The organism is Paenibacillus alba, from assembly GCF_013204855.1.
GTDB lineage: Bacteria > Bacillota > Bacilli > Paenibacillales > NBRC-103111 > Paenibacillus_E > Paenibacillus_E alba.
Window position 1 is genome coordinate 150,479 of sequence record NZ_JABMKZ010000007.1, and the last position, 13,503, is coordinate 163,981.

General features: G+C 43.0%; 3 protein-coding genes. All 3 read right to left on the reverse strand.

Annotation, left to right across the window (positions count from 1 at the left end; translation table 11 throughout):
• Positions 1-92 precede the first annotated feature (92 nt).
• The 3 genes from HQN90_RS38690 to HQN90_RS12495 all read right to left on the reverse strand — a co-directional run bounded on the left by HQN90_RS38690 (position 93) and on the right by HQN90_RS12495 (position 13,434).
• Positions 93-6,857 (reverse strand): family 43 glycosylhydrolase, encoded by a 6,765-nt coding sequence (locus HQN90_RS38690; protein ID WP_246362246.1) that lies wholly within the window; start codon positions 6,855-6,857, stop codon positions 93-95.
• A gap of 267 nt (positions 6,858-7,124) precedes the next feature.
• Positions 7,125-11,708, reverse strand: coding sequence for a beta-xylosidase family glycoside hydrolase (locus tag HQN90_RS12490; protein WP_173218636.1), 4,584 nt, complete (start codon positions 11,706-11,708; stop codon positions 7,125-7,127).
• A gap of 16 nt (positions 11,709-11,724) precedes the next feature.
• On the reverse strand, positions 11,725-13,434 hold the full coding sequence (locus HQN90_RS12495; RefSeq protein ID WP_173218637.1) for an S-layer homology domain-containing protein: 1,710 nt from the start codon (positions 13,432-13,434) through the stop codon (positions 11,725-11,727).
• Positions 13,435-13,503: the final 69 nt, after the last annotated feature.

Genomic DNA, 13,503 nt, shown 5'->3' on the forward strand with positions numbered 1-13,503 from the left:
AAGTAAGTACTTTCATCTTAGTGCAATTATTTGCCCTATCCCTTGCTCGGAAGCAATGATTAAGGGATAGGGCGCAATATTAGTTTATGTGATCATGAAAGCAAATCAGATTTCCGTAACAACAGTTGTACCAACTTAGCAACCTCAGCTCTTGTAATATAAGCTTTCGGTGCAAGCGTAGCTTCGTCTCTTCCACTTACAATGCCCGCTTGGATGCTATCAGCAATGCCACTCATTGCCCAAGGTGCACTTTCGGTTGCATCTGTGTAAGCACGTAATACATCAGCGGCATTATGGTTTGTGAGTTTCGCTTTCAAACCGGTGACCTCCATTGCTTTAGCAATAATAATCATGGCCTGCTCTCTTGTAATCTTGTCTCCAGGACGGAAGGTGCCATCCTCGAAACCGTCAATAAGATGGCTGGATTGAGCCGTCATGATTGCACTACTATACCAATCCGCAGCCTTTACATCGGAGAAGTTCGGTGTTCTATTCTCCAACTTCAAGCCCAATCCTCGAACTATGATGGCAGCAAACTCGGCACGAGTAATATCTGCGTCGGGATTAAATAGGTCGTTGCCAATCCCACTAATGATCATTCTTGATCCTAAATTGTTCACAGCATCTTTTGCCCAGTGCGTCGAGACATCAGAGAATGATAATGGATGCCAAATCAGAGAGTACGTACTGTTCGTTAAACTGCTAACCTCTGCAAAATACTTGCCGTCTATGATGACAAGTTTAGTTGGTACATGACGAACAGTTCCATCTGGCTCTATAACAACTGCTGTTGTAATTTTATTCGGATCTACGCCATCAGGAATGGCAATCGTACGTTTCACATAGGCGTTGAATTTAGATAGATCGATGATCTTGCCGCCGTATGTAGCTCCAACTGTAAAGTCGATCGGCGGCGCAACAAGCGTAAACTGATCTTTGCCTGCCGCATTCTCCGCCACTTTAACCATATCTGCTGTTGGCTTCGAGATTTTAATTTGTATCGTAATGTCTTGCAAAGCCACTGAATCGCCGACTTGACCAGAGATCGCGGGAATATCGATCAGTTGTGAAGGCAGGGTATACGTTGCACGATCTGTTTTAATCTCCAGTATAGCTTTATTTTCTTGCAAGTTTTTGACCATCTGAGCGTTCAGTTGCCCAATCACAATATCGGAATTGTTAGCAACTCGCATAGTAATGTTAGCCTTCTCCCCTACTGCTGCGAGCAATTGAACCAATTTCAACTGGTCGATTGTAATAGTCGTGACCGTTTGGCCATTAACTTGGGTTTCAGCTGTACTTCCTACACTCTCTTCCTTACCATTTACTAGAATGTCTGCCTCTTTTCGGCTAGAATCTGGTGTTGTTGTAGTACTGCTACCACCGTTGTTACCACTGTGATTGTCATCACCACCACTACTTAAAGGACTTACCGTAATAATCGTTGCGGCTGTCTTCTTCGTGCTTCCGGCGCTGACTGTTAATTTAAGCGTTCCCGTACCGGCAGATACTCCTTTAATTGTAACTTTATCTTGGTTGCTGTCGCCTACAATGCTAATACTACCAGTTGCTTCCCATAGATACGTTGCACCCGTTACACTAGTTGGATTGATCATGGAGTTAAAAGTTATTTGATCATTCACTGTAACCGACTGCGATCCACCTGTGATAGTGACTGATTGTAAAGGATTGACAGGGTCGACGCTCGATGGAGACACCGTAATCGTCGTTTCGGCAGTCTTTTCCGTGCCTCCGGCATTGACTGTTAATTTAAGCGTTCCCGTACCGGCAGAAACTCCTCTGATTGTAACCGTAACTTGGTTGCTTTCACCTACAATGTTAATACCACCACTTGCTTCCCATAGATAAGTTGCACCCGTTACACTAGATGGATTGATCATGGAGTTAAAGGTTAATTGATCATTAACTGTAACCGATTGCGATCCGCCTGTGATAGTGACTGATTGTAAATAATCTACAGGGTCGACGCTCGATGGAGATACCGTAATCGTCGTTTCGGCTTTCTTCTCCGTCCCCCCCGCAAGAACTGTTAATTTAAGTGTACCTGTCACCGCATTGGTTCCTTTGATTGTTACCGAATCCTTGCTGTTGTCTCCTATGATGCTAATACCGCCACTAACTTCCCATAGATAAGTTGCCCCCGTTACGCTAGATGGATTGATCATGGAGTTAAAAGTCAATTGATCATTCACCGTAACCGATTGGGCTCCCCCTATGATATGGACTGATTCTAACGGAATGACCACAGGCCCTGGTGCCTTCACGTTGAATGTCCAATAGTCTATATTAAATAACTTACTTCCTGATCCAGAGAACATGAAGAAGATATTATGAATACCTTTGACATTCTCCACATCCGTTTTCAGCAGCTGCCATACTTGATCTCCACCTGTTGGAGCGACATCAAGGGTACCAATCACTTTACCAATCGGACTATCCAGACGTATTTCTACTTTGCCGCCTACTGTGGATGCCATGTTCGCTTCAAATGAAGCTGCTCCTTTGTCACCGAAGTCTGCGTTTGACACAGCAAGCCAGTCTCCATTATTGATATCTGTAACATCAAGGTTAAGGCTTGCTAGCGGGTTACCTGGCGCTGTGCTCACCTCAGTAAGTATACCTGCGTTCCAAGCAATCGTTTCCGCCTCAACTCGCGAATACGGGTCAAGATTTGCTATCTGGGATACACCTTTCATATCCCCCTTAATATCCTTAATTAATCCGTTATCGTAATACTCAACCTTATTAATATGAGGAGAACGATATCCTTTGCCATCTCCTACGACAGCTTTACTAACCGTTTGAGCATGGTAAACCACATACCACTGATCATTAAATTCAAAGATCGCATGATGGTTATTACCGCCAACGCCAAAGAATACAGACGGGTTTTTCAAAATCGGTGAAACGTAAGTAAACGGACCCATCGGACTATCACTTACCATGTAAGCAATTTCTCCTGGAGGAGGTGTTCCATCCGGGTGTGTACCAGAGAAATTAGAGCAATAAGAGTAATAATATTTGCCATTGTATTTGTGAATACCTGAATCCTCAAACATATAAGGCGCATCAATTGTAACAGCTGCCCCTGCCATATGAATCATATCATCAGCTAACTTCACTACTCTAGCCGTTTTCGGATGTGCAATTTGCTCTGGGGTTGGATTCGGATCTCCTGGTATCCCCCCACCAAAATAGAGATAACCAGTTCCATCATCATCAACCAATACGGCTGGGTCAAATAGCCATGCTACACCTGGAACTCCAGGGCTGTTACTAGTGATCAACGCTTGGCCAAGCGGGTCAGTCCACGGACCAATCGGACTATCCGCAGTGAGCACACCAATTCCACTAGCACCATTTGCGAAATAAAGGAAGAATTTATCTACACCATTAATTTTCTTATGCGCTGCTGCTGGCGCCCAAGATAGATCTGCCCATTTGGCAACACCCGCGCCATTATTCACATTATTCTTTCCAGCTACCGGGATTGCACCATGATCTGTCCAGTTGACCATATCAGCTGATGATATCACAAATATTCTATTCAAATTGCTAAATGAATTATCTTTGATTTTTCCATTTGCATCATACTCATAATCGTCACTTGACATATAAATATATACTCTGCCGTCATAAACCATAGCAAACGGATCTGCTCCTAATTTATGACTCATAAGCGGGTTCGCATACCCTGGAATCTTGGCATATGCATTTGTAGGCAGTTGCTTTAATCCAATGTTTGATACGGTATTGTTAACATTGTATCGAACATTTCCACCATCAACTTTGATGTAATCCGTCTTAATCTGAACGGTTTGATCAGCAGGGACAAAACCATTAACCTTTAGCTTAATTGTTGCGAACACATCAGAAGATTGATTGTTTGCAAAGTTTACGGTATTTCCAGTTACATTTAAAAGCAATTGATTGTTGGCAAACGTATAGGAAGTATCTCCAACAATATTAGCCGTATTAAAGTCTACCCCCGTTACAGTGAGCTCCTTCGGTATATTTAAGGAAGCTGAGATTGCTGAATAATTCCCATTCGGTAAGGCATTCATTTGGACTGGAACTTGCAGCTCGATATTCTGAACTCCAATTACATTCGGTACATTGGCTAAATTTGCTTGAAGTACTGTTGCAGACGAATTCGTGCCTGTCAATTTATCATCTATTCTAAAATAGTCAAAATCAACAATACCGCCTGTTGTTTTCGTTGCATAGTTGAATAAACCGAAACGATAGCCCATAAAATGAGGCAATGTATAATGCATTTGCAGCGTATTCCCTATCGCAGTCCACGTAAAGCCGTTAAGGCTGTAATAGAAATAAGCCTTATCTGTCTGATTTTTATAGTCAAAATCAATTTTAAAATATACGTTATCCTGAGTGACAGGAATACTAGCTTTTTCAACTGGCGTTCCAGAACTGCCATCCACCATAACAATGGATTTCGAAGTCCCCATCATTTTCACCCCTACAAACCCGTACTCCTTTTGGAATGCAGCGAGCCCAGCATAATCGCCATCCTTCATCTTGCTGATATCCAGTGCAACATTTCCTGAGCTTTCTGGACCAAATGTTCTCTGAGTCAGTGTATTTCTGGCATCAAGAAGACTTGTACTCTTTCTTCCGGTAGTAAGTCTTAGATAGCCAGGACGCTCCGTAAGGGACCAGCGGTTATTATCGGGATTATGATTCCATTGCCATACTAATCCAAGATTAGACCCATTGTAATCGTATTCCCCGTTCTTCGCTTTATCCAAACCGCCAGCGGGCGTTGCGTCTATTAAGGAAATATCATCGACATAGAAATCCATTAGATCATTCGTCGGATCTTGCGCTGCTGTCCAGGAAGTTTCAATAAATATACGCGGTTGATTAAAAACAGCATTGTCAGGAACTGTATAGGTGCCTTCAATTGTGCCCCACACACCTTTGGTCATGACGCCTGATCCAAGAATCTTGATCGTCGTCCAATCTCCATCTTGGATATCGAAATTAAATGCTCTCGTAGCAGGACCTGAGTTATATTTCACTTTGGCAGAAAACTTATATTTACTGCCAGCTGTTACTTTTCCAGTTACAGACTGTTGCACACCAGCTCCAGTCGCTGTCCTTCCACTAATAAATAAACTATTGGTTCCGCTAAAGTGTTCTGCAGTGGATACCACAACCGTTGCAGTATCATGTTTCTCCCATGGGGTTAGGCCCTTTTCCATTTTACCATTTGTTAAAAGATTCCCATCAGGTGTAACATCCACGAAAGAAATATCATCGACATAGAAATTCATTAAATCATTCGTGGGATCTTGTGCTGCTGTCCAAATTGTCTCAATAAATATACGCGGTTGAGTGAAGGTTGCATCCGCGGGAACCGTATAGGTGCCTTCAATTGTGCCCCATTCACCTTTGGTCATGACGCCTGATCCAAGAATCTTGATCGTCGTCCAATCTCCATCTTGGAAATCGAGATTAAACTGCTTCGTAGCAGGACCTGAGTTATATTTCACTTTCGCGGAAAATTTATAGATAGCCCCCGCTTTTATTTTTCCAGTAACAAATTGTTGCACACCAGCACCAGTAGCTCCCCTGCCGCTAATATATAAACTATTGGTTCCGCTAAAATGCTCATCCGTTGTTACCGCAACCGTTGCAGTATCATGCTTCTCCCACGGTGTTAACCCGATTTCCATCCCACCGTTTATCAAAAGTTCTGTTCCCTCATTTATAGGCAGTGGTGTCACAGGTGTTGTCACTGTAGGTGCTGTAGTTGAAGTTGTATTAATAACGGTATGCGAAGCCCCAATTTTTTGGGAGCTTTGATAGAATTCATCAGAAGCTACCAAATTGTTCTTAGATGCTACACCACGAACGGGAATCGCCATACTTTGTGGAACCGTTCCGTTAATGCCGAATACGGGCCAACCATCATTCCATGTAACTGGCACTAGGTAAGGTATACGTCCGACTGAGCCACGGTCTCCAAACAACATTGCATACCATTTGCCATCAACGGTATCAATCATACCGCCTTGTGCAATACCAGCATTGTTTAAGGCAACTTTGCCTTCATATACACCATCAATTCTGTCTGCTCGATGCATGATTTCTACACGACCAGAATTCTTAGGCCATGTTATATTGAATACGTAATATTTACCGTTAATTTTTTGGATATGCGTGCCTTCAGCAGGAAGATTGACATTCTCCGCTGTACTTGCAACTAGACTTGCATTAGGAATAATGACTTTATTAAGGCCGCCTGCTTTGATTGCGGTTGCATCTGGAGTCAGTTCAATGGCTTTAATATCACCACCGCCATAAACCATATAGACACGTCCATCATCATCAAACAGCAATGACATATCATGATAAACGCCATCAAGCTCTGAATGGGTCCATGGCCCCTTCTCTATATCTGTTGTTTGATAGATATAGGTTTTGCCGGTATCATAGGAAGGAAATGCCACGTAATATTTGCCATTATGATATCTTAAGCTGCTTGCCCATGAACCTTTCCCATAATTGTCTTTTCCATTACGAAGTGCTTGTTCATCATTATCAGCAAGCATATCGTAAACATAATTGACGATTTCCCAGTTTTTGAGATCATATGATTTCATAATAGGAACGCCAGGGTTCATATGCATGGTTGTGCTGCTCATATAATAAGCATCACCTACTCTGATCACATCGAGGTCTGGAACATCAGCCCATATAAATGGGTTCTCTAAGGTGTCTTCATTGGATTGCGCATATATCGAAGCACTTGGTACAACACTTAGTAATAATGTAAGCGCTAATAAAAATACGGTTAGCTTCTTGCTCATATACATAAGACCCCTCTCATGTTTCATCTTATCTCCCACTTGTTTACACTCCTTCTCAGTAATTTGTATGTAGCAAATTACTATGCTGTAGTAATTACTGTTTACAGTTTAACTTAAACGTAATCATTTCAGAATGTAATTTCTTATTCGAAAAGTGAAGATTTCTATGAATTAACTTCGTAAATTCCAATAAAAATCGACAAATACTACTATGCCCTATCCCTATGAAGATTTCAATCGGGATAGGGCATAACTAGCATTCAGTTATTATTGAAGTATCATGGACGCTACATACGCAAGATCACTAATATCGATCTTATTATCGTTGTTCATATCTGCAATCTTGGCTGCCGCCCAGTCTATGCTGGTGGAATTCTTACCGTAATAATAAGCAACCATCGCAAGGTCACCTACATTGATGCTTCCATCCTTGTTAAGATCTGCAGATTTCATAGCTGCTGCTTTGAAGGCATCAACTGCACTGCCAAGTAGCGTTACGCTATTATCAACCTGGGACTGTGTCGCACTTTGGTTGTCCTTCACGGCTTTTGCTGCATTGATAGCTGCACCCAATGCATCCTTGGCTGCCTGCGGATATTGACCCGCCGCTGTACCAACGACTGCTGCGTCATACAAGCTCTGTGCATTCGTAATGGCTGATGTCAACGCTGTCTTATCTACAACCACTTCAATATTGCCTACTGAAATGCTCTTACTGCCAAGTACCGCCTGAATGACAGTTCCCTCTGGAGCCACACCAAGCTTTGCCTGGGTAGCTGCAATGGGTCCACTGGTATTCTGAACACCGGCTTTTACCTTGAAGGTTAGATTTAGCACCAGCGTACTGGCTCCAGATATTCCCCCTCCAGTGTTGGCGGTAATGAGCCTAACTTTCCCGGCAGTGGCTTTGTCCTCTGTCACGATCTGGATGTTGCCCGTTGCACTTGCCGCACTCACATAATCAAATACATTGGGATCATAAGACAGGGTGATGTCCTGGGCATAAACACTTTGTGTCACGTTGTTCAGACTAACTCCCACTGTGAGGCTGCTTCCAGGTTTCACACTGCTGTCTGCTGAAATGGCAGCTGTAGGTACTTGTAGCTGAGGCCAGACAGGATCTGTGGTTGCATCGCTTGTGGTTACATATATCCGGTCTATAATTAAGCCAGATTCCCTTCCCCATAAGTTCAATTCATGCACACCAGCGGTAATATTCAATGGAGTGCCACCAGTTACAAGTGTACCCCCATTACTGAGATTGACCCATTTAAACTGACTGTTACTCACGTTCTGAATACCGTTGGAAGTGAATTTATATGTATTATCCAATCCAACGTGGACGGAGTCCGTTTGGAAACTATGACTCTTGGCAAGTATCCAAACATAGTAGGTTCCTGCGGTCGTAAAGTTGATCTTGTAATTCAGTCGGGAACCAGCAGCGAGGCTGGCAGCATCAGTACCTGGTGTGACGGCAATACCATCATCTGGACTAAATTGCATAGCTTTCGTGGACAATCCGTCCACAAGCGACCAGGTATGGCCATTTGTGGTGCCATATACATAGGCATTGGCTGAGTTTGCTGCTGCAGCTTCTGCTTCAACGGCCACGATGGCTGGTGTATTAAAATTAATGGTATAAACCGCAGCTTGTAAGCCTTCCCTGCTTACAATCACCGTGGCCTTTCCTGGTACCGCCGATGCTTGTGTAATCGTAACACTCGCGCCAGGATCATTTGAAGCAGCAGTAACTTGCGGCGGAACCGATCCTGCAGAAACATCTAGAGAATAGGTGTATATACTTGGACTAAACCCATTCACTTGTGTATCGTTTACCTGGAGTGACTTCAAATTCGTATCAAAATTTGAACCAACCAACTTGTCATCTAATTTGAAATCGTCGAAGTCAACGTAACCACCTGTTGTCTTTGTTGAATAATTGAATAAGGCAAAACGGTAGCCCATAAAATGCGGTAGTGTATATGACATCTGAAGTGTATTTCCTATGGATGCCCAACGCTCACCGTCAAGACTGAAATAGAACTTTGCTTTATCTGTCCTATTCTTAAAGTCCAACTCAGTCCTTAGATATACGGTGTTCTGAGTAAGGGGGACACTTGCTACTTCCACTGCTGACCCTGAACTTCCATTCACCATAACAACGGACTTTGTAGTGCCGGACATTTTAATACCAACAAACCCGTAGTTCTGTTGGAATGCGGCAATTCCTGCATAATCCCCGTCTTTCATATGGCTAACATCGATAGCAATAGTTCCTGAACTTTCCGGTCCGAAGGTTCTTTGTGTAAGCGTATTTCTGGCATCAAGAATACTAGTGCTCGTTCTTCCGGTAGTGAGTCTTAGATACCCTGACCGATTGGTAAGAGACCAGAATCTATGATCAGGATTATGGTTCCATTGCCATACGAATGCCAGATTGGATCCATTGTAGTCATTTTCTCCGCCTGCTACCTCTGTATGATAAGCTCCAACTTTCTCTGTTCTCTGATCGAAGTTATCTGATGAAACCCATGATTTTGACAGTACAGCAGGAATCCCTGTATCATTGACATCCCCGAATAGAGGCCATCCATCCTGACTCCAAGTCATCGGCACAAAGTAAGGTATACGTCCTACGGACCCATAATCCTGGAACAACATGCCGTACCATTTTCCGTCAGCCGCTTGAACAATCCCCCCCTGTGCTACACCAGCACTGTTGGAAGTACTACCCGATCTTAAAGCAATCTTTCCTTCATAAGTGCCATCTATTGTATCAGCCCTGTGTACTAATTCAGTACGAATGCTTCCTGATGGCCAGGATATATTGAAAATGTAATATTTACCGTTAATTTTATGAATGTGCGAGCCTTCAGCTCCAAGACCACCGGAGCCTCCGGGAGCGCTCGCATTTTGAATGATTGTTTTATTCATTCCGCCTGCTTTGATCGCTGTGGCATCTGAAGTAAGTTCAATAATCTTAATGGCTCCGCTGCCATATACCAGATATACACGTCCGTCATCATCAAACAGCAATGACATATCATGATAAACGCCACCAGCAAGCTCATACTTCTCCCATGTGCCCTTCTCTATGTCGGTGGTTTGAAAGATATACGTTTTACCCGTATCATTGGAAGCAAATACGACATAAAACTTGCCATTATTGTATCTTATGCTGCTTGCCCATGAGCCTTGCCCGTATATGTTCTGCCCATTCGAAAGCGTTTGTTTATCCGTAGACGCAAGAATATCATACACATAATTGACGATTTCCCAATTTACGAGATCCTTGGACTTCATGATAGGAACACCAGGGTTCACGTGCATGGTAGTACTGGTCATATAATAAGTATCATTTACTCTGATCACATCAATATCCGGTACATCCGCCCATATGATTGGGTTCTTTGCAATCGGTGTATACACATCTGCATAGAAAGTTGTAACACTTTTCCCCTTAAGCGTGGTTCGAAGTGAGCTGCCATTTACAGTGGTATCGCCTAAATTTGCCATATTCTCACTAGACGAAGTTCTATAAGCAGTAAACGATTTTACAGCTTTACCATTTACGTTGAACGTTAATGCAGTGTCAGTGTCGTTGTCATTTATAGCTGTAATAACTAACTTTCCATTGGTAGGGTCTTTATACGCTGTCGTATATACACCCGTTGCTGGGCTTACATCCGAATTGACTCTTTTATAACCCGGCCTGACAAATCTGCTGTATTGACCAAGAGTAAACAATCTTTTATTCAAATCGTAACTTTTGACAGCACCATTATCATCCGTATGAAATGTAATCAGTGCGCCTTTATCTCCAACAGAATTTGCACTGTCTTTTGTGTTATTCCAAAGCCACCAGTAGTTAAACGCATTGACTTCTGCTACCGTCATATCCTTATGGATCATTTTCGCCCAATAAATGCCGTCATTTATGGTTGGATCATTGGGTTCACCTATAGATGCTTCTGTCACCCATAATTTTTTATTATAAAGCTTTGTTTGCGTCAGCCACTTCGCGCCAAGATTGGGGTCCTGCTGATTTACGGCATATTGGTGTACACCAACGATGTCTACGCGATCCCTGCTAGCGGCATCATTCAAGGTTGGAACAGCCAGCTCTTCACTGAAATTTAACCCCTCTGGCATAATAAGCTTCGCCGTCACACCTTTTTGTGCAAAAGTAGGTTTAAGATAGCCCTTTACAAAATTATGAAAATCATCCGCTGTCCAACTGCTAGATTCATAATTCGGCGCCCAGTTTGGCTCATTTTGTATAGATACGGCTGAGATATCGATTCCCTTATTGGTCTTAAATCCAGTCACATAGTCTGCTAGGAAATCAGCATATGCCTGATATTTATCAGTTCTGAGCTTGCCACCGATTTCTCCGTATGTTCCTGTGCTGCCAGTCTTCATAAATGGCGGAGGTGTCCAGGGCGTAGTGAAAAATTTGGTTACGTTATAATCCGTTTTTATTTTATTAAAAATCCAGGTTGTACCATTAATATCCCAATTATTCCAATTCCATGTGCCTGATTCCGATACGATGTCATAAGGAAGCCTGTTTCTTACCATACTAAGTCCTGCGCCATTAGAGGTACTAAAAAGCGCATCCAGTATTTCCTTCTGTGGTGGGTTTGCGAGATTTTGTACAATCCCTGTCGACCAAGCGTTGGATGCACCAAAGCCGTCGATTTCCTGCTTTTCAATATTATAATCAATATTAACCGTTGGGATGGATGCGGCTTGGGTACTCTTATGAAAACTAAGCAGGGATGTTACTATAAGGCTAAGACAGATAGAAGTTATTAAAGCAGCTCTTGATTCAACCCTTTCTTTCTCCATTTTTCTCTTCCCTTCTTTAAAATGACCCTATATAGAGTCTGTAGATGACTGTAGCTGCTTGTGCCCTAGTCGATTTCCCTTTTGGTTCGAAATAGCCCTCTGCCACTCCGTCCATTAAGCCTGCCTTTGTTGCAGCCCAAACAGCATCCTTGGCGTATGTAGAGATTTGATCCACATCAAGGAAATTTGAAGTTGCACCATTGGCTTGTGCAGTCGTAGAACTAATAATCTTGGAAGCCCGATAAATAAGCACCGCCATATCTTCACGACTGATCTGGTCGTTCACACCGAAGCTGCCGTCATCTTTGCCTTGAACGAGGCCGATCTTCTGTGCTGAGGCTATGGAATTGTAGTACCATGCACCCGCGTCAACATCTGTGAAGGCTGCAGTTGCTGAAGAATCTGCTAGATCGAAGAGTTGAATCAGCATCTTAACGAACTCTGCTCTTGTTACCTCCCCAGCCGGAATAAAATGGCCCTCACTTCTACCGTTCACTACTTCACGAGCTGCTAAGCCAAGAACACCTTCGTTTGCCCATGTATACCCATTCATGTCACTAAAGGAAACCTGAACATGGTTAGCCGTATACTTGCCGAAGTGTGTTGGTAGAAATCGTACTCTACCTGTATCGGTATTGTATTTGCCATTCCTGACTACTTCCAGTTTGCCATCTTCTGCTATATAGTAGACGACCACCTGATGAGGATTTTCATTAGGTCCCAATTCATAAGGCAACTCTACAATGACACTGTTCTTGATAAAGTTTGTAATTTTGCTGCCATCTAAATTCAGATTAAAATCGTACACAACAGAATTTCCGATTTCCTCTCTTATATCCTGCGAAAGGTTGGCAGGGTCTATTGTCGCAATACTTAATTGCAAATTGGATGTATCCGACAGGGTCCTTGTATCAAGAACAGCTCGATGAATGGAAACCGTAGCAAGCTTAGTCTCCACCCTTAGCGTCTTGACGTCACCCGAATCTGAATGGAGCTGCTGAAGCTGCATCGCCGGCAGATTCAATTGAAGTTCCTTAACGTCAGAGCCTGAGTTGACTTTAATCGTTACCGATCCATCTTTGGAATTTTTGCCCGCTTCAAGAAGAGCTTTTGACTCTACATCAATAGAAGCAACACCATTAGCAGCATTCAACGCGTCAATTAGCAAAATAGATGTACCTGAGGTACTCGGCGTTGACGAAGTTTCCCTCTGTTGGGAGCCGGAATTGGAGCCAGAGTTTGAATGATCACTGACCGATAACGTCATTCCGTTACCCATCTTCCCATTCATTTTTTCTAACTGACTATTGACTGTGGTCAAAGAACTTAAGGAAACGGAAGCTGCCCCTGCCTTGGAAGCTTTAAACGAAAGCGTAAATAAATCCTTATCCCCTCTTAGCCCATCCTTGTTTCCTGTTAACGTAAAAACCAGCAATATTTTGTTCCCTTGTACTTTAGGTTCAAGCACGTATGCTTGATTACTCAGGCTGCTTGTGTATCCCGTATACGCCAGTTGCTGTTCATCATACGTTAATTCCATCTCGGCAGCATATAAGTCTGTAAGGGTTTCACCTGCAACGACAATCGTTACGTTGTTTCCTAACTCGACACTTGTAGCCGAAGAGCGCAATACAACTTCATCTGTTGTTTGCGCTGCCACCGTCAAAGGGAGTAGCGTGGCAATGAACATCATAGCTAGGAAGAAAAATTGGAATTTGTGTTTCATGTTCACGATCCCTCATTATAAGAAACGAGCGATGGGAGACAAGCGTCTCCTATCGCTCGTTTCTTGGAT

What these genes read in the sequence shown, in the direction of transcription:
- HQN90_RS38690 (WP_246362246.1), bottom strand. Translation starts at nt 6,857, where the DNA reads ATGAGCAAGAAGCTAACCGTATTTTTATTAGCGCTTACATTATTACTA.
- HQN90_RS12495 (WP_173218637.1), bottom strand. Translation starts at nt 13,434, where the DNA reads ATGAAACACAAATTCCAATTTTTCTTCCTAGCTATGATGTTCATTGCC.
- HQN90_RS12490 (WP_173218636.1), bottom strand. Translation starts at nt 11,708, where the DNA reads ATGGAGAAAGAAAGGGTTGAATCAAGAGCTGCTTTAATAACTTCTATC.